At 69.3% G+C, this 24,871-nt stretch carries 29 protein-coding genes, 1 tRNA gene and 1 pseudogene; 20 read left to right on the forward strand and 11 right to left on the reverse strand.

What is annotated here, in order from left to right; all coding sequences use genetic code 11:
- Nucleotides 1-127 precede the first annotated feature (127 nt).
- Nucleotides 128-376, reverse strand: a complete 249-nt coding sequence (locus tag ER308_RS11460; protein WP_205745578.1) for a cupin domain-containing protein — start codon at nucleotides 374-376, stop codon at nucleotides 128-130.
- Between the two features lie 174 nt (nucleotides 377-550).
- Nucleotides 551-1,099 (reverse strand): alpha/beta fold hydrolase, encoded by a 549-nt coding sequence (locus ER308_RS11465; RefSeq protein WP_205745579.1) that lies wholly within the window; start codon nucleotides 1,097-1,099, stop codon nucleotides 551-553.
- 92 nt (nucleotides 1,100-1,191) lie between these two features.
- On the opposite strand from ER308_RS11465, the gene ER308_RS11470 reads away from it, so the two are divergent.
- Nucleotides 1,192-1,878: a TetR/AcrR family transcriptional regulator gene (locus ER308_RS11470; RefSeq protein WP_131155116.1), complete on the forward strand. Its 687-nt coding sequence runs from the start codon at nucleotides 1,192-1,194 to the stop codon at nucleotides 1,876-1,878.
- Nucleotides 1,879-2,016: 138 nt separating this feature from the next.
- Here ER308_RS11470 and ER308_RS11475 read toward each other — a convergent pair whose 3' ends face one another.
- The gene (locus tag ER308_RS11475) at nucleotides 2,017-2,397 is read right to left on the reverse strand and encodes a VOC family protein (RefSeq protein WP_131155117.1); all 381 of its coding nucleotides are present in this window, start codon (nucleotides 2,395-2,397) and stop codon (nucleotides 2,017-2,019) included.
- Nucleotides 2,398-2,724: 327 nt separating this feature from the next.
- Between ER308_RS11475 and ER308_RS11480 the strand changes: the two genes are divergently transcribed.
- From ER308_RS11480 to ER308_RS11490, 3 genes and pseudogenes are all read left to right on the forward strand, one after another.
- On the forward strand, nucleotides 2,725-3,798 hold the full coding sequence (locus ER308_RS11480) for a sigma-70 family RNA polymerase sigma factor (protein WP_131155118.1): 1,074 nt from the start codon (nucleotides 2,725-2,727) through the stop codon (nucleotides 3,796-3,798).
- Between the two features lie 164 nt (nucleotides 3,799-3,962).
- Nucleotides 3,963-4,673: pseudogene (locus tag ER308_RS11485) on the forward strand (MFS transporter); the annotation flags it as partial.
- Nucleotides 4,673-5,386 carry an MFS transporter gene (locus tag ER308_RS11490; RefSeq protein ID WP_338029766.1) on the forward strand — a complete coding sequence of 238 codons (714 nt, stop codon included), beginning with the start codon at nucleotides 4,673-4,675 and terminating at the stop codon, nucleotides 5,384-5,386. The pseudogene ER308_RS11485 and the gene ER308_RS11490, both read left to right, overlap by 1 nt.
- A 141-nt stretch (nucleotides 5,387-5,527) precedes the next feature.
- Here the strand turns inward: ER308_RS11490 and ER308_RS11495 are convergent, their stop codons facing one another.
- On the reverse strand, nucleotides 5,528-6,157 hold the full coding sequence (locus ER308_RS11495) for a TetR/AcrR family transcriptional regulator (RefSeq protein ID WP_131155121.1): 630 nt from the start codon (nucleotides 6,155-6,157) through the stop codon (nucleotides 5,528-5,530).
- A 295-nt stretch (nucleotides 6,158-6,452) separates the two neighbouring features.
- Between ER308_RS11495 and ER308_RS11505 the strand changes: the two genes are divergently transcribed.
- The gene (locus ER308_RS11505; protein ID WP_131155122.1) at nucleotides 6,453-7,409 is read left to right on the forward strand and encodes an NADP-dependent oxidoreductase; all 957 of its coding nucleotides are present in this window, start codon (nucleotides 6,453-6,455) and stop codon (nucleotides 7,407-7,409) included.
- 29 nt (nucleotides 7,410-7,438) lie between these two features.
- On the opposite strand, the gene ER308_RS11510 is transcribed toward ER308_RS11505, so the two are convergent.
- Nucleotides 7,439-8,083 carry a dihydrofolate reductase family protein gene (locus tag ER308_RS11510; protein ID WP_131155123.1) on the reverse strand — a complete coding sequence of 215 codons (645 nt, stop codon included), beginning with the start codon at nucleotides 8,081-8,083 and terminating at the stop codon, nucleotides 7,439-7,441.
- A 334-nt stretch (nucleotides 8,084-8,417) separates the two neighbouring features.
- Between ER308_RS11510 and ER308_RS11515 the strand changes: the two genes are divergently transcribed.
- Together ER308_RS11515 and ER308_RS11520 are read left to right on the forward strand one after the other, a co-directional pair.
- Nucleotides 8,418-8,615: a type II toxin-antitoxin system HicB family antitoxin gene (locus tag ER308_RS11515; RefSeq protein ID WP_205745580.1), complete on the forward strand. Its 198-nt coding sequence runs from the start codon at nucleotides 8,418-8,420 to the stop codon at nucleotides 8,613-8,615.
- A 31-nt stretch (nucleotides 8,616-8,646) separates the two neighbouring features.
- A complete protein-coding gene (locus ER308_RS11520) occupies nucleotides 8,647-8,832 on the forward strand; it encodes a type II toxin-antitoxin system HicA family toxin (RefSeq protein WP_131155125.1) in 186 nt (61 codons plus the stop codon).
- Nucleotides 8,833-8,933: 101 nt separating this feature from the next.
- Here ER308_RS11520 and ER308_RS11525 read toward each other — a convergent pair whose 3' ends face one another.
- The gene (locus ER308_RS11525) at nucleotides 8,934-9,224 is read right to left on the reverse strand and encodes a type II toxin-antitoxin system RelE/ParE family toxin (RefSeq protein ID WP_131155126.1); all 291 of its coding nucleotides are present in this window, start codon (nucleotides 9,222-9,224) and stop codon (nucleotides 8,934-8,936) included.
- 3 nt (nucleotides 9,225-9,227) lie between these two features.
- Entirely contained in the window at nucleotides 9,228-9,494 is a 267-nt protein-coding gene (locus ER308_RS11530; protein ID WP_131155127.1) for a hypothetical protein, read from the reverse strand.
- Nucleotides 9,495-9,774: 280 nt separating this feature from the next.
- On the opposite strand from ER308_RS11530, the gene ER308_RS11535 reads away from it, so the two are divergent.
- Nucleotides 9,775-10,242, forward strand: coding sequence for a VOC family protein (locus tag ER308_RS11535; protein ID WP_131155128.1), 468 nt, complete (start codon nucleotides 9,775-9,777; stop codon nucleotides 10,240-10,242).
- Nucleotides 10,243-10,295: 53 nt separating this feature from the next.
- Here the strand turns inward: ER308_RS11535 and ER308_RS11540 are convergent, their stop codons facing one another.
- Nucleotides 10,296-11,306 carry an NAD(P)-dependent alcohol dehydrogenase gene (locus ER308_RS11540; RefSeq protein ID WP_131155129.1) on the reverse strand — a complete coding sequence of 337 codons (1,011 nt, stop codon included), beginning with the start codon at nucleotides 11,304-11,306 and terminating at the stop codon, nucleotides 10,296-10,298.
- Between the two features lie 348 nt (nucleotides 11,307-11,654).
- Between ER308_RS11540 and ER308_RS11545 the strand changes: the two genes are divergently transcribed.
- Nucleotides 11,655-12,227, forward strand: coding sequence for a dihydrofolate reductase family protein (locus ER308_RS11545; protein ID WP_131155130.1), 573 nt, complete (start codon nucleotides 11,655-11,657; stop codon nucleotides 12,225-12,227).
- Between the two features lie 190 nt (nucleotides 12,228-12,417).
- On the opposite strand, the gene ER308_RS11550 is transcribed toward ER308_RS11545, so the two are convergent.
- Both ER308_RS11550 and ER308_RS11555 read right to left on the reverse strand, forming a co-directional pair.
- The gene (locus tag ER308_RS11550; RefSeq protein ID WP_131155131.1) at nucleotides 12,418-14,154 is read right to left on the reverse strand and encodes an IS1634 family transposase; all 1,737 of its coding nucleotides are present in this window, start codon (nucleotides 14,152-14,154) and stop codon (nucleotides 12,418-12,420) included.
- Between the two features lie 395 nt (nucleotides 14,155-14,549).
- Nucleotides 14,550-15,044: a LysM peptidoglycan-binding domain-containing protein gene (locus ER308_RS11555; protein ID WP_131155132.1), complete on the reverse strand. Its 495-nt coding sequence runs from the start codon at nucleotides 15,042-15,044 to the stop codon at nucleotides 14,550-14,552.
- Between the two features lie 366 nt (nucleotides 15,045-15,410).
- Here ER308_RS11555 and ER308_RS11560 point away from each other — a divergent pair, with 366 nt between their 5' ends.
- The 9 genes from ER308_RS11560 (at nucleotide 15,411) to ER308_RS11600 (ending at nucleotide 23,211) form a co-directional block, all read left to right on the forward strand.
- Nucleotides 15,411-15,752, forward strand: a complete 342-nt coding sequence (locus ER308_RS11560; protein ID WP_131155133.1) for a hypothetical protein — start codon at nucleotides 15,411-15,413, stop codon at nucleotides 15,750-15,752.
- Nucleotides 15,753-16,019: 267 nt separating this feature from the next.
- Complete coding sequence (locus ER308_RS11565) at nucleotides 16,020-17,066, forward strand: Ldh family oxidoreductase (RefSeq protein WP_276319896.1); 1,047 nt, start codon at nucleotides 16,020-16,022, stop codon at nucleotides 17,064-17,066.
- A gap of 155 nt (nucleotides 17,067-17,221) precedes the next feature.
- A complete protein-coding gene (locus ER308_RS11570) occupies nucleotides 17,222-17,692 on the forward strand; it encodes a sigma-70 family RNA polymerase sigma factor (protein WP_165492022.1) in 471 nt (156 codons plus the stop codon).
- A 2-nt stretch (nucleotides 17,693-17,694) separates the two neighbouring features.
- On the forward strand, nucleotides 17,695-19,104 hold the full coding sequence (locus ER308_RS11575) for a hypothetical protein (protein ID WP_131155136.1): 1,410 nt from the start codon (nucleotides 17,695-17,697) through the stop codon (nucleotides 19,102-19,104).
- A gap of 289 nt (nucleotides 19,105-19,393) precedes the next feature.
- On the forward strand, nucleotides 19,394-20,452 hold the full coding sequence (locus ER308_RS11580; RefSeq protein WP_131155137.1) for a chymotrypsin family serine protease: 1,059 nt from the start codon (nucleotides 19,394-19,396) through the stop codon (nucleotides 20,450-20,452).
- Nucleotides 20,395-20,679, forward strand: coding sequence for a trypsin-like serine protease (locus ER308_RS23215; RefSeq protein ID WP_420826160.1), 285 nt, complete (start codon nucleotides 20,395-20,397; stop codon nucleotides 20,677-20,679). Before ER308_RS11580 ends, ER308_RS23215 begins: the two co-directional genes overlap by 58 nt.
- 41 nt (nucleotides 20,680-20,720) lie before the next feature.
- Nucleotides 20,721-21,293 (forward strand): META domain-containing protein, encoded by a 573-nt coding sequence (locus tag ER308_RS11590; protein WP_131155138.1) that lies wholly within the window; start codon nucleotides 20,721-20,723, stop codon nucleotides 21,291-21,293.
- Nucleotides 21,294-21,610: 317 nt separating this feature from the next.
- Nucleotides 21,611-22,354: a hypothetical protein gene (locus tag ER308_RS11595; protein ID WP_131155139.1), complete on the forward strand. Its 744-nt coding sequence runs from the start codon at nucleotides 21,611-21,613 to the stop codon at nucleotides 22,352-22,354.
- A 509-nt stretch (nucleotides 22,355-22,863) separates the two neighbouring features.
- The gene (locus ER308_RS11600) at nucleotides 22,864-23,211 is read left to right on the forward strand and encodes a hypothetical protein (RefSeq protein ID WP_131155140.1); all 348 of its coding nucleotides are present in this window, start codon (nucleotides 22,864-22,866) and stop codon (nucleotides 23,209-23,211) included.
- A 126-nt stretch (nucleotides 23,212-23,337) separates the two neighbouring features.
- Here the strand turns inward: ER308_RS11600 and ER308_RS11605 are convergent.
- Nucleotides 23,338-23,411, reverse strand: a tRNA-Gly gene (locus ER308_RS11605).
- A 103-nt stretch (nucleotides 23,412-23,514) separates the two neighbouring features.
- On the opposite strand from ER308_RS11605, the gene dcd reads away from it, so the two are divergent.
- Both dcd and ER308_RS11615 read left to right on the forward strand, forming a co-directional pair.
- Entirely contained in the window at nucleotides 23,515-24,096 is a 582-nt protein-coding gene (gene dcd / locus ER308_RS11610; RefSeq protein ID WP_131155141.1) for a dCTP deaminase, read from the forward strand.
- Between the two features lie 99 nt (nucleotides 24,097-24,195).
- Nucleotides 24,196-24,849, forward strand: a complete 654-nt coding sequence (locus ER308_RS11615; protein WP_205745581.1) for an IMPACT family protein — start codon at nucleotides 24,196-24,198, stop codon at nucleotides 24,847-24,849.
- Nucleotides 24,850-24,871: the final 22 nt, after the last annotated feature.

The raw sequence follows: 24,871 nt of genomic DNA on the forward strand, positions 1-24,871 counted from the left end.
TGGACGCCGGGGCGCGGACCTCGGGCTCAGCCGTCCAGCGCCGACCAGTCGACGCTCTGGGCGAAGTCGATGAACACGCAGGGTTCGTCACCGACCGTCCACGCGTCGTGCCCCGGCGCGATGACCATCACCTCCCCGGGCCGCCCTCCGCCGTGCTGCCGTCGTCCATCGCCACGTGCAAGGTGCCGGAGACGATGTAGGCCGCGTGCGGAGCCGTGCACGGGTCTGGCTCGAAGTGCTGCGTGTACCGCCAGCCCGGTTCGAACACGAACCGCCACACGCTGACGCCGCTGACGTTGATCCGCTCCGCCGTCGCCTTCTCGACAGGAATGGTCTCGTCTGGTTGCTCGAACGTGCCGACCTGCACCCCGCTCATCTGCGCCTCCTCACCGAACTCGTTCGCCCCGGCCACCCGTGGTCTTGCCCGGGTGGCCCTCGCGGGAGTGTCGCAGCCTCTCCCCGGTTGACCAGGGTCGCACGGGGCTCTGGTGCCCCGGGCCCCTGTCGGCCCGGATGGCGCACCGGGGCGTCGGTGGCGGGTCCAAGAGCGTCAGGCCCTTACCGCCGCCGCATGGGGCGGGCCAGCTGCTGGAGAGGAGGCGAGGAAGCCGATCAGCTCCTCGGCGACCGCGTGGGGCTCGATGACGGGGGCACCGTGTCCGGCACCGGCGATCTCGCGGACCTCGCTCTCGGCGGTGTGTGCCGCGACGTGGCCGACCGCGTCGGTGAACCAGCGCAGGGGGGTGCGGCTGCCGTGCAGCAGCAGGACCGGGGCGGTGATCTCGGCGAGGGCCGCGGGACTGGTCGGGCTGAACGCCTCGGGCTGGGACTCGAGCTGGATCTCCTGCAGCAGGGTCGGGGCGTACGTCGCGACGTCTTCGACGTAACCCGCGGCCTCCAACGTGGCCATCTCTTCGTCGTTGGCTGGCAGGTAGCAGGTGAATCGGTCGGTCAGGTGCGGCAGCAACGCGGCCCAGTCGAGGTCGCCGTCGCCGGTCTGGCCGTGGACGAGCACCACTGGTGGTCCCTGACCGTGGACGCGGCCGGCGATCTCGGTGCCATCGACGGAGCGGGCGCGGTGGATCCGGTCGGCGGGCATCTGGAGCACCTCCCCCTGCGAGGCCGAGCCTCACAACCATAGATGGAACAACTGTGCGCAAAAGGTGGGACAGGTGTGCTAGCTTGTCAAGGGTGTCGTCACGAGAGGTGATGGGCCGCGCGATGGACGAACCCCGACGCCGCTCCGACGGCGAGCAGACTCATGCGACCATCCTCGAGACCGCCATGCGGCTGGCCTCGATCGAGGGCCTGTCGAGCCTGACCATCGGTCGCCTGGCGCAAGAGGTCGGGGTGAGCAGGAGCGGGGTGTTCGCCCACTTCCGCTCCAAGCAGCGGTTGCAGCAGGAGACCATCGCCGCCGCGCAAGAGGTCTTCGAACGCGAGGTCCTCGGGCCGGGGCTCGACGCCCCCGAGGGGCTCGCCCAGCTGGAGGGCTTCTGCGAGGCCTACCTGTCCTACGTCGAGCGGGGGGTGTTCCCCGGCGGCTGCTTCTTCGCGCAACTACTGGCCGAGTTCGACGGGCCCGACGGGCCGATCCACGACGAGGTCGCCACCTTCCAACAAGGCGGCGTGGCCCTGCTCGAGGGCCTGATCACCACCGCCCAACAGCAGGGCGAACTCGACGCCGGCGTCGATCCGGGGCAACTGGCGTTCGAGCTCTACGCCGCCCTCGAGCTGGCCAACTACTTCTCGACCCTGCACCGCGATCCCGCGATCGTCGACCGAGGCCGCACTGCCGTGCAGGCCACGATCGCCAACGCGCGACCCGCGGCCAGCACCCCCCAAGCCGACGCGACCGGTCCGACGAACACGGTGTAGCGCTCGGGCTCGAGGGCCTGCACTTCGGCGCGGACCGTTAGATCCGGCGATTGCCGAGCCGGGGCAGCTCGAGGTCACATGCGCCGCTGGCGAGCGTCCGGGGCCGTCGGGGCCGGCGCGGCAGCCGATGCGACGGGGTCACTGGTCCTCGAGGACGGCCAGTGTGTTGCCGGCAGGGTCGATGAACCAGGCGATGAGTGGGCCGTGGCCTTGCGGCGGGCGGACGATACCTCGGTCGTCCTGGGCGATGTGGTCGTAGCGCAGCAGCGTGACATCGCGGGCGGCCAGCTCGTCGACTGCCGTGTTGATGTCGTTGACGGGGAAGTTCAGGATCGTGAACGTCGCCGGCACGTGACCGGGTTTGGGATAGATCAGGACGTCGGTCCCGCTGCCCAGGTGCAGGGTCGCCAGCCCGTGCTGCTGGGACACCTCGAGCTCGAGCGTGTCGCGGTAGAAGGCCTCGGCCGCGGCCAGATCGTTGACCGCGAAGCCACTGAACGCACTACTGTTGGTGAACATCTCAGGCGCCTCCTCAGGGGGTTTGCATCGCGGCACACGGTGCGCGTCGGACACGTCGTCGCGGTGGTCGGACGTCGCCGCCTCACTTTGAGACGGATCCGCACGGTTGGGCGAACTCATCGCGCGAAGACCGTGGAGGCCGACGTCGGCGGGTGTACAGGGCTTGTAGATGTGCCCATGCGCAACTCCACCATCGTCGGTCGGCACGTTCCGTCGATGTGGACCCGTCGGAGTCCCCGGATTCATCCATACGGTCTCGACCGATGAGTTCCGGGCCGCTGCGCGGGTCTATCCCATCCAAGAGACACCAGCGGCAAGGGGTCTTGGATGGGCACGGGGGTCTCGCACGAGGAGACGACACGGGCGCAGCGCCGGGAGCGCGCACGGCTGGACGCTGCTCACAGCGGCGACGAGCGCGCGTTCGTGGACTTGGTCGCGCCGTACCGGCGGGAACTGCACGCCCACTGCTACCGGATGCTGGGATCGGTTCACGACGCCGATGAGGCGCTCCAGGAGACGTTGGTGCGGGCGTGGCGAGGTCTTCCGGGGTTCTTGGGCCGAAGCTCTCTACGGACGTGGCTGCACAAGATCGCCACCAACGCCAGTCTGCGCCTGCTCGAGCAGCGTTCTCGGCGAGCCCTTCCTGTCGACTACGGACCGGCCGCCGATCCCCATGACGCCGAGTGGTGGGCCGTCGAGGCCGGCTGGGTGGAGCCCTACCCGTCCGATCGGCTCCATGTGGACACGGGCCGTGCCGGACCGGCTGCGCGGTATGAGCGCACCGAGAGCGTCGAGCTGGCCTTCGTTGCGGCGGTCCAGCACCTGCCGCCCAATCAACGCGCGGTACTGGTTCTTCGGGAAGTCCTCGGGTTCTCAGCTAAAGAGACCGCCGCGGCGCTGGAGACGACAGTGGCGGCGGTGAACAGTGCCCTGCAGCGCGCCCGCGGCACCCTCCGGCGGCGTCTGCCCGAGCGCAGCCAGCAGGCGAGCCTGCGCACGCTCGGCGACGTCCGGCTGCGCGAGCTCGTGCAGGGCTACGTCGACGCCTGGGAGCGGGGCGACGCCGCAGCGATCCTGGACCTCCTCGCCGAGGACGCCACATTCTCCATGCCGCCGTTTGCGGCCTGGTACCGCGGTCGTGAGGCCATCGCCGCGTTCCTGCCCCGAGGGCCGCTGCGCGAACGATGGCGCCTGCTTCCGGTTCGCGCCAACGCGCAGCTTGCCTTCGGCTGCTACCGCTGGAACAGCGACGAGCGGAGCTACGTCGCCCACTCAATCGACGTGGTCGCCGTGGCCGAGAGGCGCATCGATCAGATCACCGCGTTCCTGGACGCCGGGTTGCTCGCCGACTTCGATTTGCCGCCCAGGCTGCACACCGGCGTCGCGGCAGCCGCTCCGTAGGCGCCACCCTGTCGCTGCCGGGTCGAGACGCGAGCTCGGCGCCCTCAGGGGCCCCACCTCCGGTAATCGGGGCCCGGGAATCGCCCGCGCAGCCGATGAACTCTCCCACCCGGGCCGGATCTGCCTACGCGACTGCAAGTCGACACGGGAGACGTGGAATCATGATGAGCGAGCAGCCCCCTGCACGGGGGCGCAAGGCACGTGAGACGGATCCCGGCCCTCGTCGCGGGTGGGGGCTGGTCGTGTTGTGCGCGGCGTTCTTCGTTGTCGTCAGCGACAGCACGATCGTGTACACCGCCCTGCCAGCGATCGAGAGGGAACTGGGGTTCTCGCCCGGGCGCGTGCAGTGGGTGATCATCGCGTACGCCCTGACGTCGGGTGGGCTTCTGCTGCTCGGCGGCCGTTGCGCCGATCTCCTCGGACACCGCCGCGTGTTCACCTCCGGGGTCGGTGCCTTCACGGGCGCGTCGCTGCTGTGCGGCCTGGCCTGGTCGAGCGGCGTTCTGGTCGCCGCTCGGGTGATCGAGGGCCTCGGCGCGGCGGTCATGGTGCCCGCCGCCCTATCGCTGCTCATAAGAACCTTCCCGGAAGGTGCCGAGCGCAACAAGGCACTCGGCGTCTGGGGATCGCTGGGCGGCATCGGCGCCACTGCCGGCCTGCTGCTCGGTGGGCCGCTCACCGACGGGCTGGGATGGCCATGGATCTTCTTCCTCAACATCCCAGTCGGTGGGGCCGTGCTAGCGCTGGCCCCGCGACTGCTGCCCGATTCACGCGACCCGCGTCACCAGAACAGCCTCGACATCCCCGGGGCGCTCACGATCACCCTGGCGCTGCTCACGCTCATCTACGCCGTGGTCGAAGCGCCCAATGTCGGGTGGACGGCAGCCCGTACCGTCGCACTGCTGGGCGTCGCCGTGGCGCTGGCGGGCCTGTTCGTGCTCGTCGAGCGCCGCGCAACCGCCCCCTCGTACCGCTGCGCATCTTCCGCTCGAGGACGCTGGTCGGGGGCAACCTCGTGGTGCTGACCGCGGGCATGGCCGTCGACGGTGTGTTGTTCACCTTCACCCTGTTCGCCCAGCAGGTCCTCGGGTATTCGGCCGTCCGATTCGCCTTGGCCATGGCCGTCATGACCGTGACGTCGTTCGTCGGCGTGTTCGTCGGACAGGGCCTCGTGACCCGAGCCGGACCCCAGCGTGTGGCCTTGGCTGGGATCACGCTGATCGGATTCGGGTCCGTCCTGTTGGCTCAGGGGACTGCGGGCGAGGCGTTCATCGGCGTGCACATCCTCGGCTTGGTCGTGTTCGGCGCAGGGCTGGGAGCCGCCTTCGTCGCCGCCCAGATCGCCGCGCTGACCGGCGTCGCCGAACGCGACGCGGGATTGGCCTCAGGAGTCGAGGAGACCACATTCACGATCGGCAACGCACTGGGCGTTGCGATCCTGTCCACCATCGCGATCTCCCAGCCGGGGCCCCTGACCGGAACGCGCGCAGCCTTCGCTGGTGCCGCGGTGATCGCCACGCTCGGAGGGGTCGCAGCGTTGACACTGTTGCGACAGACGCGGCCCCGCCAGGAACGCCCAATCGACTAGCACGAGGGCCGCTCCCGTCATCACGTTGGAAAACGCACACCAACCCGACGAGAGGCGATCCTGGCCGACTCGGTGGGCCTCGCCCGTCCCGTCGGCAACGGCCCGTGTGGCCCTGAGCCGAACCAGCCGAGCACTGCGCCGCTACTGGGCTGATCGCGGTTGGTAGATGCGCAGGAACGCGTCGACGCCCTCGGTCACGAGATCGTCGACGTCGGCGTCGTCGAGGTCGAGGACGCCGAAGAACGACCGTGATTGGGGCGGGTTGCACACCAGGGCGGTGAGGTGTCGCGCGGCGACGGTGCTGTCGGCGATGTCGAGCAGGCCGGCGGCGGTGAGCGCGTCGAGTCGTTCAGCTAAGGCGTCCTGGCTCGGGCCGGCACCGGCGGTGCGCCAGGCGTCGATCACCTCGGGCATGTGGGTCGCTTCGGCGATCACGAGCCGCAGCAGCGCGGCGTGGTCGGGGAACAGCACGGTCGTGTGCACCCAGTCGCGACCGAACCGCACGAGTGTCTCGCGCAGGTCATCCGGTCTCACGTCGGCCAGGTGCCATTCGAGGAGCGCCAGGAACTCGTCGAGGACCGGCGCCACTGTGTCGGCCAGAACCGCGAGGAACAGCGCCTGCTTGTCGGGGAAGTGGTTGTAGACGGTGCGCTTGGACACCGACGCCGCCTCGGCGATCGCGTCCATGCTCGCCCGCGTGAAGCCCTCCCGCAGGAACATCGTGCGGGCCGCATCGACGATCGCCCAGCGCTTGGTAGGCCCTCTACGCACCCCGGTCGCGGTCAACTGGCTTTTGACCTCCGCTTTCGTTGCAGATGTAAACTGCACGGTGTAGTTTACAGCTCGATGAGCCGGCCTGGACGACCATCCCGCGACCCGCGGTCACCATCCGCGACACCCTCAGCTTCCACTGGGCGCACCGTCAGTTCGGCCCCGACGGGTCGCTGCGGGATCCCTCCGGTCGCAGCCACCAAGACGCTCCTCGACCAGCTCACCTGGTGGGCACGCGCGCTGCGCGACGCGCGGCAGGCACGCCCCTATGCGTCCTGATCGTGAGGTTGCCGTGATGAGCATCGTCGTGGTGTTCGACCGCTACGGGCCTCCCGAGGTGCTGCGGCCCGCCAGCGTCGACGTCCCCGCGCCCGGTACGGGCGAGGTGCGCGTCCGCGTCATCACCGCCGGTGTCAACCCAGTCGACGCCAAGGTCCGGCGCGGTGACCTCGCCCACGTCATGGACCCGACCTTCCCCCAGACCCTCGGTAACGAGTTCGCCGGCATCGTCGAAGCCGCCGGCGCCGACGTCACGGATCTCAAGCGGGGACAGGACGTGCTCGGGTTCACCACGCTCACCGCCTACGCCGAATCCGTCACCGTCCCCGTCGGCGACGTGACCCCCAAGCCGGACGCACTGCCCTGGCGCGTCGCCGGTGCGCTGTCGGCCGCAGGTCAGATGGCCCACCACGCCATCGACACACTCGAGGTCGGCCCGGGCGACACGCTCCTCGTGCACGCCGCCGCCGGTGGCGTCGGCACCGTCGCCGTCCAGCTCGCACGCCGGCGCGGCGCCACGGTCCTCGGCACCGCAAGTCCCCGCAACCACGACTACCTGCGCTCCCTCGGGGCACTCCCGATCAGCTACGGGGCCGGGCTCACCGACCGGATCCGCGACCAGGCACCACACGGCGTCGACGCCGTCCTCGACGCCGCCGGCCGCGGCGCGCTCGACGCCTCGCAGCCGGTCGCCGCCGACCCCGCGCGCATCGTCACCACCGTCGACGACACCGCTGCGGCGCGGCTCGAGGCGCAGCGCCTGCGCGGCGCCCGCTCCGCCACCGTACTCGCCGAACTCGCCGGCCTGGCCGCCGCCGGCGACCTGCAGCTACCGATCCATTTGTCCGTCCCCCTCCGCGACGCCGCCCGCGCCCACCGCGTCATAGGCGGCGGCCACCTTCGGGGCAAGGTCGTCCTCGAGGTCTCACCACCAGCAAGGCACGGCGGCACCGAGCCCTGGCATGACTCATGACCGGTCATCGGGCCGGACGCAGGCCGGTCTCAATCGTCGCGCCCGGCACCGCGATCGGGTGCACTCATGTCCCCCGAGCCGGGCGTGCCATCGGCGAGCCCGTAGCGCAGGAGCACGATGCCATTCGGACTGGCTGCGGGCGGTTCGAGGAGGATGACGTTCGTGGGCACCGCGCCGCCGTCGAACACCTTCTTCCCGACACCGAGCACGATCGGGTGCACCCAGAGGTCGAGGCGGTCGAAGAGCTTCTCGCGCAGCAGGGTCTGCACGAGGTTCAGGCTCCCGACGACCTTCACGTGCTCGTGCCGGTCGCGGATCTCGCGCACCGCGTCGGCCAGTTCTGGGCCGAGCTGCGTGGAGCCGGCCCACGAAAGGTCAGGCTTGCCGCGGGAGGCGACGTACTTGGGGACGCCGTTGAAGATCGTGGCGATCTCATCGTCCTCGCTGCCCCCCTGGTACGGCCAGTACGCGGCGAAGATGTCATACGTTCGCCGGCCGAGTAGAAGAGCGTCCGTGCCTTCGTACGCGGCACCGACCTGCGTAGCGGCGACCTCGTCCAGCAGGGGCGCCTGCCAGCCGCCCAAGGGGAACCCGACCGGGTCCTCGTCGGGGCCGCCAGGTGACTGCCCGACGAGGTCGAGTGTTGCGAACAGCTCGATGTCAATGAGTCCCATCACTTACTCCGGCGAGGTAGTTGCCTCGGTCGGGAGGTTGGACCTGTGGGCACGCTCAGACTCATCGCTTCGACTGGGACCCAGACTCGCCGAGGCAGCCGACCTTCATGCCGTGACTCGAGTCGCCGTGGCTCAGCTCGTCACCCTGCCGAATCACGGGACGCGATCTAACCCTGTGCGGGTCCCTTCTGACACCCCCGGAGGCGAAACCCATGGAACCGCTACCGGCAGGTCATATCAGCCGGGTAGGCCGGACACGGGGGCAGTTGAACAGCTGACGGGGCCGCGGCGAGCTGAGCAGCCACTTGGCGCCCTGAGGGCTACGATGGCAGCGATGAGGTTGACGGCTGCGATCTCGCGTGAGGGCGACTGGTTCGTCGCTCAGTGCCTGGAAGTCGACGTGGCCTCTCAAGGCCAGACCATGGAAGAGTCGCGCGACAACCTGGCCGAAGCGCTGGCGCTGTACTTCGAGGACCAAGAGGCCGACGTCGGCGAAGCGCCCGTGATCATGCCGATCGACATCGCCGTCTGAGACGGTGCGGACGTATGCCGCGCGCGAGGTCATGGCGGCTCTACGGCGCGCGGGCTTCGAGGTGGTCTCCCAGCGTGGCAGCCATGTGAAGCTCCGGAACGAGGACGGCCGAACGGTCATCGTTCCTGACCATCGTGAGATCGCCCGTGGGACGATGCGGTCCATCCTCCGGCAGGCCGGCCTCTCGGCTGAGGAGTTCGAGCAACTCGCGAAGTAGCTCCGTCCGGACACTGGCCTACTCCGAACATCAGGACAGCAACGCGGTCCAACGTCCGTAACACGATTGGCGCAACACGGTCCTCGCCGGGATGGGCCGTGTCAGGTCCCCGCCGTTGCGGCGGAGGAGGAGCGGGCATCCTGGATCGTGACGACCACACAGCGATCGTTCGGCTCGTCGTATTGGTAGATCACCAGCATCCAGCGCCAGGGGCCGAGGACGAAGCGTAGACCCGCCCACCGGCCCTGCAGCTCTGGTCCGAGTTCCGGGAACTGCTCGAGTTGTACGAGCCCTCGACGCACGCGAGCGCCCGTGTCCTCGGGAAGGCTGTGGGTGCGGATGAGCCAGTGAAGATCCTCGACGGCGGTCTCGGCGACCTCGACCTGCGCCAACGGCTAGAGCTCGTCGAGTGGGATCGTCTGGCCGGCAGCTGACTGTCCCAGGCCGCGCCGCGCGCGCTCGAAGGCGCCGTCGATGCCGTCGAGGAGGGCGACCACGTTGTCGGGATCGGGGTCCGTGGCCTCGATCGCGCTGGCCAGCAGTGACCGGGCCAGCGTGCCTTCGTTGACGTGGGTGCGCTCGGCCAAGCGGGAGAGCTTGGCGGCGTGTTCGGCGTCGAGGGTGACGTTCACGCGGTGGGTGCGTGCGGCATCCTGGCCCATACCCCTATGGTACCCGAGTCGGCACGTCGCGTGTAGCCCAGGATGCGGTCCAACGCCCCACCGGATCGACGGAGAACACGGACCTCGCCGGGTAGGACCGGGATCCGGGCGGCCGTACCCGCGAATGATCCTTGGACCGATGACTTCTTCGTTTCGGGTGGTCAATCCACAGACGCGCCGATGGCCCATCACACAAGGGGTGTCTGAAGGGACGTGGACGCCGTCATGACACGGGAAGATGCTGGGGCCGTCGAACGCCGCGAGAGAGGACAGCGCTGCCATGGCCACCGTCGACCCCATCCCCGAGGGCTATCCCCGCGTCACGCCCTACCTGCACGTCGATGGCGCCAGCGCCGCGATCGACTTCTACACAGAAGTCTTCGGCGCAACCGAACGCGTGCGCATGCCGGGGGACACCCCCGACCGCATCGGCCACGCGGAGCTGCAGCTTGGCAACAGCGTGATCATGCTGTCCGACGAGTTCCCCAGCGTTGGCGCGTTGGGTCCGAAGTCGATCGGTGGATCGCCAGTCACGCTGCACGTCTACGTTGACGACGTCGACGGGGTCTTCGACAAGGCCGTACGTGCCGGCGCCCGGGCGCTGGAGGAACCCACAGACCAGTTCTACGGGGACCGTTCCGGACAGTTCGACGACCCCTTCGGGCACCGCTGGAACATCGCCTCCCACGTCGAGGACGTCCCTCCCGACGAGATGCAGCGACGCATGGCCGACCCGTCCAACCAATAGCAAGTCACCCGCAGGCATCCGCCCCAGCACGCAGCAGCGGCCGCGTTGATGCCCTACGGCACGACGACGATCCGACCCACCGCCTGTCCGGAGGCGAGGAGCTCGAGGGCGTCGGGCACCTGCTCGAGCGGGAAGGCGCGCGCGACGACGGGCGTGATCGCGCCGTCCTCCAGCAGGTCGCGCAGGCGCGCCATCGACGCCGTGCGGTCGGGCGCCGTGAACGACGGTCGCGGCAGCCGCCGCTCCACCGGCGACCGAGCCATCAACCCAAACATCCTCGGGATGCTGCCCAACCACCGCCGACCCTGCGCCCCAAACTGGTCATGGCCGATCAACCCGTACGCGCCGTCGTCGGCCAGCACCCGCCGGTACGCCGAGAACGGATGGTTGCCCACCACGTCGAACACCAAGTCATAGCGGTCGCTGCTGCGCGTGACGTCGTCGGTCGTGTAGTCGATGACGCGATCCGCGCCGAGCGCGCGCAGCAAGTCCAGCTTGCGGGTGTGATCCACCGCGGTCACCTGTGCACCCCACGACCGTGCCAGCTGCACGGCGATGGCACCCACCCCGCCGCCGGCCCCGTTGACAAGCATCCGCTGGGAACGCGCTTGGTCCTGGTCGGGCAGGTTCGCCAGCGCGATGAGCCCGGCAGTGGGCACGGTCGCGGCCTGCTCGAACGTCACCTGCGACGGCTTGACGGCCAGGGCATCCTCCGCCACCGCCACGTACTCGGCGTACGCGCCACCGTTGCGCCACTGCATCCCACCGAGCGTCTCACCCAACACCTCGTCACCGGGGCGCAACCGCGTCACCCCCGCCCCCACCGACTCGACCTCCCCGGCCATGTCCGTCCCAGGCACAACGTTGCTGGGGCGGCGCACGCCCGAGCCCATCAGACGCAACACCCGCGGCACACCGGTCACCACGTGCCAGACATCCGGATGCACCGATGCCGCCCGCACCCGCACCAGCACCTCACCATCCCCGAGCGACGGCAGGTCGAGTTCGCGCACCCCCAGAACCTCCGGCGGCCCGCCGTAACCCAGCTGAACGACAGCTCGCATCACAGCCTCCACGCGTTCCCGCACGAGCACGGATCACTTCACTGCACGGCGTTCCCGCTCCTACGCCGCATGCCCGAAGCGCGCCTCGAATACCCCGCAGCTACCCGCCCCGTGCAACACGGCACAACATCCCGCGGAGCCTTCGTCCGAGTTCAACCTCAGCCGGGCAGCTGAAGGTCGATCGAGCACGCTGCGGCATCCACCCGCCCATCACAAGCAACCGATTCGCATTATCGAACCGGCGTCAACAGGTCTTCGGCATCCCGCAGCGATGAGTTCGGTGTACGGCTCGTGTCCTACCAAGTAGAGGAGGGTGCGGCAGGACATCGAAACCGGAGGTGGTCGCCGTTGCGGACACTCGCAATCACCCAGAACATCACCGTCGACGGGGCGATCGAGATGCTGGGCGACTGGTTCGACCCTCAGGCGCAAGCCGGCGTGGACAACTTGGACCTACTGGGTGAGCTCCACCGTCAGCAGGACGCGGCCGACGCCCTGCTGGTGGGGCGCCAGACGTTCGAGGACTTCCGCAGCTTCTGGCCCCAGCAGCTCGACGACGCTACGGGCGTCACCGACTACCTGAACCGCGTGGACAAGTACGTGGTCTCCTCAACCATGACCCACCCGAACTGGCAGAACTCGACGGTGCTGCCCGACGACCCCCTCGAGCAGGTTCGTGCGCTGAAGCAGCAGGCGGGCGAGGACATCGTGGTTACCGGCAGCATCACCCTGTGCCATGCCCTCATCGCAGCCGGGCTGGTTGACGAGTACCGGCTGTTCGTTTACCCCGTCGTTCAAGGCCGCGGCCGCCCACTCTTCCCCGACAAGCACGCGTCGAGGCTGCGCCTCCTCGAAACCCGCGCGTTCGACTCCGGGATCACCTACTCCCGGTATGCCCCGGTCCAACCGGACCAGTCCTGACCTTCCGGAACGCGGATGTCCGCAGCCCCGCTGTGACGTGGTCGTGCCGGTGCGGCCCTACGCCCCCTGACCTGACTTCCGCAGCTGGTAGACACGCGGGTTGGCCGGTTTTGGGGTGTGACCTGCGATTTCGCGCATGCGGGAGGGGTGGGGTCGTGTGACTACAACCTCACGTGCGGTGACGGGGTGGCTACTTGGTGGCCGCGACGTCGAGCACGCGTGGTGGGGTGGGCAGCTCGAGGGCGGCGAGGATGTCGCGTTGCCCGGGGGTGAGTTCGCTGCGTTGGGCGAGGTGCCCCTCGCGGGTGGCCATGGTGACCAGGTGCAGGCGGTCGAGCTCGTGGCGCAGGTTGCGCCAGGTGTCGCTGGTGGCGTGCTCGGCGACGCGCATCAGCAGCAAGGCGAGCCAGCACAGCTGCACATGGGCTTGGATGCGCTGAGGCTTGTGGTGGAACACCGGGCGCAGGTCGATGCCGGTCTTGAGGTCGCGCCAGCCGCGCTCGGCCTCGTACAGGGCCTTGTAGCCCTCGGCGATGTCGCCGGCGGATAGCGACTCGTCTGAGGTGCGCAGCAGGTACTTGCCGTCGTAGTGGGCGTCGCGGCGCACCGCGGCGCGGTCGACGCGCAGGTAGCCCTTGGGGGTGGTGCGCAGGAACCGGTTGTAGCCCGGCTTGGTGCGCAGGGCGCCGGCGAGCTCGGCGCGCTCGGCAGCCGGGAGCTGATCCGAACCCTCGATCGCGGCCTCGAGGCGGGCCACGATCGCCGCGCGCACGGCGGCGTCGCGCTCGGCGGCCTCGGGGTTGTGGCAGACGATGAACCGGTCGCGGGCGGCGCCGTCGTCAACGCGGACTTCCTTGACGCGTAGGTTGCCGGCCACGGTGCGATATCGGCCTTGGCGCGACAGCGCGGCGGCGGCCTCGCTCGAGGCGCCGCGCAGCTTCTCGCCCATGATGTAGCCGCCGCCGGCGCGCTGGAGATAGCGGCGGTTCTGCTCGCTGGTGAACCCGCGGTCGAGCACCCACACCACGCGGCCGAGCTGCCAGTCGCGCAGGTCGTCCTTGACCGTGCGCAGCAGCGTCTGATCCGACGCATCGCCGGGGAAGGTCCACACGCGCACGGGGATGCCCTCGCGGGTGACGGCCATGCCGATCACGACCTGTGGCAGGTCGGGGCGGTGGTCCTTGGACCGTCCCCACGTGCGGACCGCGGCCTCGACGGCCTCGCCCGCCTCATCGCCGTCTGTGGCCCTCTCGTCCTCGCGCGGGTCGAGCTCCTCGCGCGGGTCGGGCTGGTCGGCGGTGTCGGTCTCCCAGTAGGTCGATGTCGAGTCGAAGAACACCAGGTCGACTTGGAGGTTGAGCAGGTTGGCGACGCTGAAGAACACGCGCCGCTGCACCTCGCCGATCACCTCGAGGAACCGGTCCATCGCCCGGTAGCAGTCGTCCTCGCTCATGGCCTCCAGCCCGGGGATGAACACGCGCTCGGCCACCCAGCGGGTGCCGGCGCGCTTGGACAGCGGCTCGCCTGAGAGGCGGTTGGCGACCATGGCGAACACCACCCGCTCGACCAGCTCGGCGTCGACGCGGCCGCCGGCCACCGCCTCACCGATGGCGGTGGAGATGCCCAGCCGCTGCCACAGCTGATCGGCCACCCAGCTGGCGCCCATCGCCCGACTGTCGACCACCGGCGGCAGCTCCCCCGAGCCCGCATCCGCCTGCTCGCTGGCGGACTCGTGGCCGAGGAACCGGCCAATGCTGTCGACCAGGCGCTCGAGCGCCGCGCGATCCACCCGATCGGCCCGCCCGAAGTTGTACAGGATCCGAGCCCGCGGGGTGCCCGACTCCGGATCGCGCTCGTTGTGGGCCAGCGCCAGGTACGACACCACCGACCCGTCGCGGTTGCGCCGCTTGGTCTCCCGCAAGTACATGCCTACCAAGCTAGCCGACACACACACGCCAACACGACAACCACCACAGGGTCGTGTGTCTACACGACAGCGAGCGTCGCGACTGACCTCAACGCCATGACCAGGCATGTTGCGGCGCAGACACCGCGAATCTGCCTACGAGCTGCGGAAGTCAGGCCTGACGCGCGTCCTGATTGCGGTCCTTGCCGGGCAGGGTGGAACTCGGTTGAGCTCGGTCGCCCGAACGTTCTGTAGCCGGCCGCGGCTGGGCATCGCGGCCCAGCCGGGATGCCGGTCCAGTCACAAGCTGTGTAGCCGCTGTGCCACTGTGGGAGGCGTTGTTGCGTCCGGTAGGGACGAGCGGAGACACTCCGCTCCTCCCCCAGTGGGCCAGGTGAGGTCGGCGAACGGCCCTTTCAGAAGTTCGCTGGGATGCGCAGGACCTGTCCCGGATGAATGAGGTCAGGATCAGCGAGGATGTCTCGGTTGGCCTCAAAGATGGGCTCCCCTCCGCTGCCAGCGTAGAGCTGCTCGGAGGCTGCGATACCGGAAAGGGTGTCGCCCGGTTGGACTACGTAGAGCATGTAGCTGCGATAGTCGGAAATGATCGCCGGGCCAAAGAACACTGGAACGGAGATGCGCGACTCCGGTTCGTCCTTGCCAGTGCTCGGGGCTACTTCGACCACCCCGCGAGGAGCCGGAAGATCATCGGGCAAGTTGACCGTTTCTTGCCACGCTGAGATGAGGTTGCTGGCGGTGGTGAAGGTTTCGACTAGAACCTTGCCATCACCGTCAAGCACACGGATATCGATAGTGGCTTCAAAACCGCCGCCCATCCCGGCCACGAGTAACGGGCTATCTACCAGATCATTCGGTTGAGGCTGATCGACTCGAAATGATGAGCGGGACATGGAATGTCTCCTGCCTCCGTCGTGCCGCCGAGGGCTCTGAGTTTCCTCGGACACGGTGAGCAGTCATTTGACCGAACGAACCCCAGCAGCGTCAACACCCCCGCACCCGGGGCTGCCGCTTCCCTATTAGCGAACATTGGTCTAACGTCCCCACAGGACTTCGGCGAGTGCGGACCTTGCCGGGTGGCGCGAACTTGACCTCAACCGATCCTCGTGACGCTCGGTAGCCGGTAGGCCACCTGTCTTGTGTGGATCGGCCGGCTGGACTGCTGGGAGGTGAGCGCCCGAGGACTGGGACCGCCGAAGCAGCCGCTCCCACCGTCAAGTTTGGTTGACGTAGCGTGCTTCGAGGGCATGCTGGACTCTATGGGAGCCCGACTGGAACACGACCGCGCCGACGAACGGGTCCGCATCCGGGTGCAGCTCGGCGCCGAGGATCCGCTCGATCAGCTGCGCGGGCTGCGCGCCGCCGGCCGGCAGCTCGAGGAGTGGCAGCGGCAAGTGATCACCCAGGCTCGCGAGCAGGGCATGGCGTGGTCCAAGATCGCCGAGGCCCTCGGGGTGAGCAAGCAGGCCGCGTGGGCCACCTACAACCAGACGGTGCGCAGCACGCTCGCCGAGGCGCGGGAGCGTAGCGGTCTTTGCGAGGAGGAGGCACAGCGGCTGGCCGATGGGGAGCGCGCCAACCGCCGTCCCGGCGCGGCGTAGCGGCGCGTGCGCGTCGTCGTCGACCCCAACGTGCTCATCTCCGCGGCGGTCGCTACCGGCGTGAGCGCGCAGCTCGTTGACCGCTGGCTGACCGAACGGCCCTTTCGAGATCGTGACGTGTCCGGCGTTGCTGGCCGAGCTGGGTGAGGTGTTGCGCCGCGGGATCCGCGAAGTACGGCCCCCGACTCGGCAAACTCGGCATCTACGCCCGCGCCGGTCGCCGCGCCGCGCTCATCCACCTCGCCGCCGAACTGCCTGCCGGCCGCGCTGCAAGGGACGATCGCTCCCATGGCAGGGCACAAAGGTTACGGGATCTCGCTGGCCATCGACTTCCTTTCTGGGATCCTGCCCGGCAGTGCCTACGGCGCCGGCGTGGGGAGTCCCTTCGACCCCGATGGCAAGAGCGGCTGCGGGCACACGTACGTCGCCGTCTCGATCGATGCCGTGCGCGGCTGGGACGCGTTCGTCGCCGACGCCGAGGCCCTTATCGACGAAGTCAAGTCGACACCGCTCGCTCAGGACTCCGACGAGATGCTGTTCCCCGGTGAGAAGGAAGCGCGAGCGGAGATCGCCGCTCGGCGGGACGGCATCACCCTCCCAGCCCGGACCCGCGCCCAGCTCATCGAACTCGCTCACGAGCTCGGCATCGACTTCGGGGGTGAGCGCTTCGCTTCCCGTCCCGCCCGCTGCAGGGACAGATCGGAGATTTTGATGACCCCACTCGTCGCGCTCGTGCACGCCACCCCAGCCGCGTTCGTGCCGGCACGGGACGCCTTCGCGGCGCACTTTCCCGAGGCCGATCTCTGGAACCTCCTGGATGATCGTCTCATGTCGGCAGCGACCAGTGGGGGTGGCCTCACGCCCACCCTGCGCCGACGTATGTACGCCCTCATCGACCACGCGCACGAGCAGGGCGCGGCGGGGGTATTGCTCACCTGCTCCATGTATGGGCCGGCCGCTCGCGCGGCTTCGCCTCTGTTCGCCCCACCCGTGCGCGGCTCGGACGACGCGCTTCTGGCCGAACTTGCCGACACTGACACCGAGCACCTCCTCGTCGCCGGCAGCGCATCCGCATCGGTGGACGACGCGATTGACCGGTTCCACCGAGACTGGTCAGAGGCGGGAAAGGAATCGGGTCCGAAGGTGGAGAGCGTCGTCGTGGACGGCGCAGCCTCGGCGGTCGCCGCCGACGACGTCGCCGCACTCGCCGAATCGGTCGTTTCGGCGTGTCGCCCGCACGTGCAGACCTCAACATCCGTGTGGTTGGCCCAGTACTCCCTGCGTCCGGGCGGACAGGACTGCGAGGGGACCTGATGTGGTCAGGCTCCTATGAGGTCACTGCCCGCTCGGCCGGTGAGCCATCTCGGTGCTGCCGCCCCGAACGGCCGACAAGTCAACCCCAGGACACCACGGTCGGTCGTTGGAAGGGTCAGACCGCCGGAGCGGCAGCAAGCGGAACATCGCAGTCGTTGGAGCACGCGCTCGCCGACTACTACGACGCGGGCCTGCGCCTGGCCTGGCTGCTGCTCGGCGACCGCGAGCTCGCCGAGGACGCCGTCGGTGAGGCTCTCGCCCGGACGTGGCGCCGTGCCCGCCGCGGGGGTATCGACAATCCGCGTGCCTCCTTGCGGCAGGCGATCGCCAACGAGTCCCGCAGCCGCATCCGACGGCTTGTGCGGGAGCGGCGGGCGCGGGAGCGCCGCGACGGGAATGACCGCGGCGGCCGAGCGGCGGACGAGCAGGTCGCCGACGCCGACGCGCTCGGTCGCGCGTTGCAGCGCCTGCCCGCGCGCCAGCGGACCGCGGTGGTGCTCTTCTACTACGAGGACTTCCCCCAGGAGGAGATCGCCCGCGTCATGGGCTGCGCGGTCGGCACGGTCAACAGCAGCGTCTCCCGCGGGCTCGAACGGCTGCGAACCGAACTCGGAGAGGTGGGTTAGCCATGGGCGAGCAGGAGTCCGAGCGGCTGCGCGCCCTGCTTCGAACCCGGGCGCAGGGCGTGAGCGCCAGCCCCGACGCGGTCGACGACGTGCGTCGTCGCGCGCGGCGCCAGGACGCGGTGCGGCGCGGGGGGACGGCGATCGTGGCGCTCGCCGTTCTCGCGGTCGCGCTGCCCGTCGGCGCGGCGCAGCTCCCGATGGGCGACGAGGGGGCGGTGGTCCTCGACGACGAGCCGAGCGCGGCGGGCCAGGTCGAGGGGCAGGCACCCCCAGACGAGCCCCGCGAGGACGACGGCGACGGCGCAAACGCCGAGGCCGACGAGGACGGCACTGGCGACACCGAGCCCGCCGAGGACGGGGACGGCGCGGGCGCGCACGACGCGCCGGCCTCGGATGCGGGGGACACCGACACGCCGCTCGCGGAGTGGGAGCCGGAGACCTGCACCGACGAGGCGGCCGGCCTCGAGATCCGCTACCCGGGCGACTGGGAGACCGCCGAGCTCGTCGACGGGACCCCGTGTCGCCTCTTCGATCCCGAGCCGATCGATGTCGGCGAGCAGGCCACCGACGACGTCGATGCCGCGGTGGTCGTCGACGTCCTCGCCGACGACCTCGACACGTTCCTCGAGCGACGCGGCACCGAGGGCGCCGAGGTGGAGCACGCCGAGTTCGAGGGCCGGGAGGCGGTCCGCATCGCGGACGAGGTGGCCGACGGCGGCTTGCTCCCGCAGGGCACCGAGACCCTGACGTGGGCGGTCGCGCTCGACGGCGACACCACGGTCGTGCTGTCGGCCTCCGACCACCCCGACCGGGCGACGTTCGAGGCCGCCCGCGAGATCGTCGACGGGATGGCCGCCAGCGTGCGTCCCCAGCGCGACGCCGAGGAGGAGGCCGGGTGCTCGGCAGAGGATGTCGAGCGCGTGGCCCCCGCCGAACGCGACGCGCTGCCGGAGCCGGCGGCGCAGACGCGCACGGCGATCCTCGAGGCGTCCCGCGCCTGCGACGTCGAGCGCCTGGCCGAGCTCGCGAGCGCGGAGCGGTTCGTGGCGACCGAGGGCTTGCACGATCCCGATCCGGCCTCGACCTGGCGGGCGCTGGAGCGCGAGGGCGCGGAGCCGCTCGCGTTGTTGGCCGACCTGCTCGCGGGACCGCCCGCGCAGGTCCGCCAGGACGGCGAGATCCGCTACGAGTGGCCCCTGGCGTTCTCCTACGGGTCGTGGGACGACATCCCCGCCGAGGAGCGTGAGGCCGCGCAGGCCCACTTCGACGACGAGGAGATCGCGCACTTCCGCGAGCGCCGCGGGACCTACCTGGGCACGCGCGTCACGATCACCGCCGAGGGCGAGTGGATCGCCTTCGCCCCAGGAGAAGAAGCGCCGGGCGAGGAAGCCCCGGGAGAGGAGGCCCCGTAGGCGCGGGAGCGGCCAGTCGAGGTCGGCGGCGATCTGGCTGACCTGGCTGCGTGAGAAGCTGGTGATGGCCAGCTGGGCCCCGCGCGTCCTCGACCTCGCGGGTGGACACGCCCTCCACGTACGCCTGCGCGACCACGCCACACAGCGCCCGTTCGGCGCGGGGCGCCTCGAGAAGGTCGCACTCCACTCTTGCTTGCCTAGACCTACCTAACGAGTCGCGGCTCACCCTTGAAAACGCTCGACGCGTCACATGTATCGTCCGAGGCGGCAATCTACCGGGGGGCACACCATGCAAGAGGTGCCTAGGCCGAGAGTCTCAAGGATCCTCACACGCCGTCGGACCCTGCTGATAAGTGCCGCGTCCCTCCTTCTTGTCGCCGGTAACGTTCCAGCGGCGTCCTCCGCGGAGCCAGACGAGGATCATCGTGACAACCACGGTCCTGAGGTCGACGACCTTATGGAGGAGTTCGGTCACTCGCTCGGCGAGGCGCAGCATGTGCTTGAGCGTCAAGCCGTGCGCTACGAGATCGCCGAGGCTCTCGCAGAAGCGCTTGACGACCGTCTCGTGGGCCTGTGGGTGGACCATGGGCAGGAGCGCGACCTCAAGGTCGGGGTAGTCGATGACGGGGCGGAGGTGCAGGCGCAGGTAGAAGCGGTGTTCGAGGGCGACAGTGAGTTCGCGCCCTATCAGGACGACGTCGCATTGGTATCACAAGAGCACGAGTCCGAGACGCTGATGGAGGCCTACGACCTCGCCAGCGAGCGGCTCCCCCAGATCGAGGAGGAGCTCAGAACACAGGCAACGCTCGCATACCGGCCATCGGACAACATCATCCGGCTCGGTGTCGATTCGCCTGATGCACGAGCGCAGCGCGTGGTCGAGGATGTCCTCGGCTCCTGGAGCCGCCATTTCGTGCTCGAGGAGCGCGAGCCGGAGGCTGAGTCGTGCAGTCGGGAGGATTGCACAGGGCATGATCTGCGGGGTGGGCTGGCATCGGAACCAGGATGCACACTGGGCTTCAGTGCATCGAACGGTTCCAACAGGCGCTACATGATGTCCGCTGGGCATTGTTTCGACCAGGGTGATTGGGTGGGTCACAGCGGCACGACCGTAGGTGGAGTCCCGAATGCTGGCAACGCCTCGGTTAACGGTCCCCGGGTCGACGCGGCCAGGATCGACATCGGTGCCGCTTGGGGTCAGACCAACACACCGCACATCTACGACAGTCCGACCACCCGCTACATTAGCGTCGACAGAGTAATGTCATCAACTATGGTCAGGGAGTCGTGGTGCGACGAACCGGGAAATCGGGTGGCCTCGAGACAGGTCCCATATCGGACACATTGATCACAGCAGAGGGGGCTGATCGGTTGTTCGAATTCGAAGCACGTACCTGCAAGGGCGACAGTGGGGGACCTGATATCGAAGACGTTACGATGGCGTACGGAATCGTCTCAACCCGCCGAGGGGACTCCGCCCCAGGAGGTGCCTACGGACCGTGCAGTGAGAAGGGAACGGCGAGCCATCTCTCCTCGGTGCAGGACGCCATTGAAATCGACGTCATAACGGATTAGGCGAGGGTGAGGGCTTCTCCTTGTCGCCACCCGAGAAGGCGATGACGTTGCGACACGGTTGTCCACGCAGTGTCCAGGTCTTACAGCTCGGCCTGGCCTGCGTCATCCCTGTGCTGGTGTTGGCGGCGTGTACGGACAGCGACCCGGGCGACGACGAACCCGAGGAGCCGGGGGACGGCACGGCGCGCGCAGAGAGCGAGATCGAGGAGGGAACCGAGGGCGAACTCGGGGCGCTGCAAGGTGAGTGGACGCTGGTTGACGGCGAAGGGCCGGACGGTGGTGACCCACTTCAAGGCGCTGAGGCCACCGCAACGCTGATCATCGAGGGCACCCAGGCGCGCGGCCAGGACCCGTGCGGCATCGGGTACAGCTACATCGACGACGAGCAGCCCGACGGCGATGACGTGCCGGGCGTGCGAGTGGACGGCGACGAGATCGAGTTCGGCCTCTTCGATAAGGAGGCAATGGAGTGCCCGAACGATGACGCAGCGCGGGCGAACCGCGCGTTCGAGCCCGTACTCGAGAATGCCGAACGGTTCACCCGCGACGGCGACGAGTTGCGCATCACCGGACAGGAGGGCTTCCTCGTCTTCGCGCGTGAGGACGCCGGCTAGCCTCGATTGTTCGTGCGGGTTCGGCGAGAGAGTGGGTCAGGGCCGGTAGCACCAAGCTCCCACCCGATCGTTCTGGTCTGACACATCCGCGGGTCCTTGCCTGCCCCGCGTGACACACCCGGTGTGCAGGCTTGTTGCATGCCGCGCCGGGTCTAGCACGTCTAGCACCGACCCGGCATGCGACGAACTCACCACCGCGACCGTGTCCGCTGCGGCCTCCAGGCCGCCGATGATCGCGCCCCGATTCCGTGCAACTTGTTGGGGGGTGTGTACGTCTCTTCGGCGGGATGCTGGCATGCCACCGGGGAGACCAGGCCATGGCTGTTGCGAACACGAGGCGGGTCGGGGCGTTAGCGACCTTCGCTTGCGGCGCCGTGCTGGCGGCGGGGCTGGGCGGCTGCGAGGACGAGCAGGCGTGGAGGACCTACACGGCCGACGACGGACTTGCCCACGACGCGGTCGAGTCGGTGGAGATCGGTCCGGGCGGTGTCGTGTGGGCCGGCACCCACGCGGGCGTATCAAGGTTCGACGACCAGGAGTGGACGACCCTCTCGCACCAGCAGGCGGCGCCCATCGGCAGCCGCGCCGACCAGGTGGCGGTGGGCCCCGACGGCGGGGCATGGGTGGCCTCCTGGGAAGGGGTGGCGTCCTTCGACGGTCAACGGTGGAGCGCCCACGGCGAGGCCGACGGCCTGCCGGACTGGCCGGTGACAGCCGTCGCAGTGACCGACGACGAGGAGGTGCTTGCTGCCAGCGAAAGCGTCTACCGGTTCGATGGGCGACGATCGCTAGATTCCGCCCCGTCACACCGGGGCCACTTCAGCCTGTCACTCCCAGGTGCCGGTCTGGGCCAGAGCAGGTCGGGCCGCCAGGAGGCGATGAGTCGATGCAGCGCGGTCTCGTGTTCGGACGCTTCGGCCTCCAGGCTGCGGATGCGGCGGGCGAGCCTGCGCAACATCCCGATGGCCTCGACAGTCTCTGCGCCGTGGCAGGCGCGAACCCGCGGGCGCAGCGAGGTTGACTGCCGAGCCGGCGCCCCAGCGGGGGGTCGCGGCTCTTGAGCCGCCCCCTCTCGCGTGCGCAATACTGCGACGGATGAAGGCACCGTATGCGAGCGAGCTCGCCGCACTCGAGAGAACCTACGCCTGTGCGCTGACCGCCGACGTCGGCGAGCTGCGCGCGGCCGTTCGAGATGTCGGTACAGGCCCGGCGTTGTTCGCGGGGGCGGGTGGATCAATGGTGATCGCTCAGCTTGCTGCGCTCCTGCATGAGGAGTCCTGTCGCCAGCCGGCGCGGGCGTGTACGTCGCTGGAGATGCTGGACGCGCCTAGCTTGTTGCACCGCGCGGCGGTGCTCTTCTCCTCAAGCGCCAAGCATCCCGATGCCCATAGTGTGATGCGAGAGTTCCAACGCAAACGCTTTGCCCCGGCCGTGCTGGTCACACATCGACTCCGGTCCGATGTTCAGGAGCTCGGGGGCGCCGACTGTCGTGTGGTTAGCCTACCGCCGCTCGCCCAACCCGACGGCTTTCTGGCTAGCTGCGGCCAACCGGGTCGCATCATGCCGGAAGGTGTCCGCCAAGCTCGACCAGCCCTTCTACTGGGGCAGCCGCAAGTGGAGGGCCTCCTACGACCGGCGTACCTACGTCGAGGGGTTCTTCGGCAACGTCCAGAACGCTAGCGCCGAGAACCTACGCCGCGGGTTCGTGCGCACCACTGGGCTGGGGCCGATCCGGCTGATGCTCGCGATCACGGCGGCGGCGTGCAACGTCCGCCAGCTGCGCAACTGGCACGCCGACACCGGGCTGGGTGACCCCGAGCATCCCCTACTCGCGCCTGACGAGGCCAACCACGGGTTCGTCGAGCTCACCGCCGACCAGGCCGAGACGCTCGACCGCGCCTACCTCGACGCTGCCTGAGGCCGCCCCGCCTCTACCCGAGACGTACCGGCGCCCCCGCCCTCGCAGCGGGGGCGCCGTCGTCTCGCCGCTCGTAGCCGGCCGGTTTTCCGCCAACAGTCGGCCGATTTTTTCGCTAAGACCCCATGGAGCGGGTGAGGGGAATCGAACCCCCATTGCGAGCTTGGGAAGCTCGTGTTCTGCCATTGAACTACACCCGCGGTACGGGTCCCGACTGTACAGCGCCGGGGGTGGGACCAGCAATCGACGCTGCGGCGACCGCGTAGGATGCACGAGACCTGTGCGCCGACCGCGGAGCCCGTCGTGATCCTCTCCGACCGCGATATCCGTGCGCAGCTCGACAAGGGTGCCCTCGTCATCGACCCGCTGGCCGACCATGCCATCCAACCGGCGAGCGTTGACGTGCGTATCGGGGACGGCTTCCGCGTCTTCGCGAACCATCGTCATCCGTACATCGACACGCGGGCGCCGCAGCCGGACCTCACCGAGATCGTCGAGGTCGCGCCCGGGGAGTCGTTCGTCCTTCACCCGGGTGAGTTCGTGCTCGGGGCCACGTACGAGCGCGTCAGCCTCCCGGGCGATCTCGTGGCCCGCTTGGAGGGGAAGAGCTCCCTCGGCCGGCTCGGCCTGCTGGTGCATGCGACCGCGGGCTTCATCGACTCGGGGTTCTCCGGGCAGCTGACGCTGGAGCTCTCGAACGTCGCGAACCTGCCCATCGCGATCTACCCCCACATGAAGATCGGGCAAGTCGCGCTGTTCCAGCTCTCCTCGCCGGCCGAGCACCCGTACGGCAGCGCCGAGCTCGGCTCCAAGTACCAGGGCCAGCAGGGTCCGACAGCGAGCCGCTTCTACGAGAACTTCGGGGAGGCCGGCGAGCGCGGATGAGACCGCTCCGTGGGCAACGCCGCCAGTCGTTGCACACGCAACGCCGTGGCGACCATCGTTGCGCGTGCAACCAGGCCGCGACCGCACCCTGCGTTGCACATGCATGACGAGCCCGAGCCGCTCGACACGATCGCCGGCGAGGTGCGCCGCGAGACCTGCGTGACGAAGTCGCGGTTCATCGCGACGCTCGCGCCGGTACCCGACGAAGCGGCCGCGCAGCAGCGCATCGCCGAGGTCCGCCGCGAGTTCCACGACGCTCGCCACCACTGCACCGCGCTCATGGTCGGACCCGACGGGGCCCGCCAGCGCTCCAACGACGACGGAGAGCCGTCGGGGACGGCCGGTGCGCCGATGCTCGCGGTGCTGCAGGGTGCGGAGATCACCGACGTCGTCGCGATCGTCACCCGCTACTTCGGCGGGACGCTGCTCGGCGCGGGTGGCCTCGTGCGCGCCTACGGCGACGCGGTGCGTGCGGCACTCGACGACGCCCCTCGGGTCACGCGGCGGCGAGTGCACGTCGTCGAGGTGCGGGCCTCCCACGCCGAGGCGGGGCGCCTCGAGCACCGGCTGCGGCAGTGGGCGGCCCGCCACGGGGCCGACATGGCCCCGGGCGCCTACGACGCGACGGGCGCGGCCTACGAGCTGGCGGTCCCGGCCGGGGCGCTGGACGAGCTGCACGCGATGCTCGGCGAGGTCGACGCGGCGGCCGACCTCGCCGAGCGCGGGACCGAGATCCGCGACATCCGGCAGTAGGCCCCGCGCCGCTCTCGAGCAA

This window comes from Egibacter rhizosphaerae (assembly GCF_004322855.1).
Classification (GTDB): domain Bacteria; phylum Actinomycetota; class Nitriliruptoria; order Euzebyales; family Egibacteraceae; genus Egibacter; species Egibacter rhizosphaerae.

What these genes read in the sequence shown, in the direction of transcription:
- ER308_RS11460 (WP_205745578.1), bottom strand. Translation starts at nt 376, where the DNA reads ATGAGCGGGGTGCAGGTCGGCACGTTCGAGCAACCAGACGAGACCATT.
- ER308_RS11465 (WP_205745579.1), bottom strand. Translation starts at nt 1,099, where the DNA reads ATGCCCGCCGACCGGATCCACCGCGCCCGCTCCGTCGATGGCACCGAG.
- ER308_RS11475 (WP_131155117.1), bottom strand. Translation starts at nt 2,397, where the DNA reads ATGTTCACCAACAGTAGTGCGTTCAGTGGCTTCGCGGTCAACGATCTG.
- ER308_RS11480 (WP_131155118.1), top strand. Translation starts at nt 2,725, where the DNA reads ATGGGCACGGGGGTCTCGCACGAGGAGACGACACGGGCGCAGCGCCGG.
- ER308_RS11505 (WP_131155122.1), top strand. Translation starts at nt 6,453, where the DNA reads ATGAGCATCGTCGTGGTGTTCGACCGCTACGGGCCTCCCGAGGTGCTG.
- ER308_RS11510 (WP_131155123.1), bottom strand. Translation starts at nt 8,083, where the DNA reads ATGGGACTCATTGACATCGAGCTGTTCGCAACACTCGACCTCGTCGGG.
- ER308_RS11515 (WP_205745580.1), top strand. Translation starts at nt 8,418, where the DNA reads ATGAGGTTGACGGCTGCGATCTCGCGTGAGGGCGACTGGTTCGTCGCT.
- ER308_RS11520 (WP_131155125.1), top strand. Translation starts at nt 8,647, where the DNA reads ATGGCGGCTCTACGGCGCGCGGGCTTCGAGGTGGTCTCCCAGCGTGGC.
- ER308_RS11530 (WP_131155127.1), bottom strand. Translation starts at nt 9,494, where the DNA reads ATGGGCCAGGATGCCGCACGCACCCACCGCGTGAACGTCACCCTCGAC.
- ER308_RS11535 (WP_131155128.1), top strand. Translation starts at nt 9,775, where the DNA reads ATGGCCACCGTCGACCCCATCCCCGAGGGCTATCCCCGCGTCACGCCC.
- ER308_RS11540 (WP_131155129.1), bottom strand. Translation starts at nt 11,306, where the DNA reads ATGCGAGCTGTCGTTCAGCTGGGTTACGGCGGGCCGCCGGAGGTTCTG.
- ER308_RS11550 (WP_131155131.1), bottom strand. Translation starts at nt 14,154, where the DNA reads ATGTACTTGCGGGAGACCAAGCGGCGCAACCGCGACGGGTCGGTGGTG.
- ER308_RS11555 (WP_131155132.1), bottom strand. Translation starts at nt 15,044, where the DNA reads ATGTCCCGCTCATCATTTCGAGTCGATCAGCCTCAACCGAATGATCTG.
- ER308_RS11560 (WP_131155133.1), top strand. Translation starts at nt 15,411, where the DNA reads ATGGGAGCCCGACTGGAACACGACCGCGCCGACGAACGGGTCCGCATC.
- ER308_RS11575 (WP_131155136.1), top strand. Translation starts at nt 17,695, where the DNA reads ATGGGCGAGCAGGAGTCCGAGCGGCTGCGCGCCCTGCTTCGAACCCGG.
- ER308_RS11580 (WP_131155137.1), top strand. Translation starts at nt 19,394, where the DNA reads ATGCAAGAGGTGCCTAGGCCGAGAGTCTCAAGGATCCTCACACGCCGT.
- ER308_RS11590 (WP_131155138.1), top strand. Translation starts at nt 20,721, where the DNA reads ATGACGTTGCGACACGGTTGTCCACGCAGTGTCCAGGTCTTACAGCTC.
- ER308_RS11595 (WP_131155139.1), top strand. Translation starts at nt 21,611, where the DNA reads ATGGCTGTTGCGAACACGAGGCGGGTCGGGGCGTTAGCGACCTTCGCT.
- ER308_RS11615 (WP_205745581.1), top strand. Translation starts at nt 24,196, where the DNA reads ATGCATGACGAGCCCGAGCCGCTCGACACGATCGCCGGCGAGGTGCGC.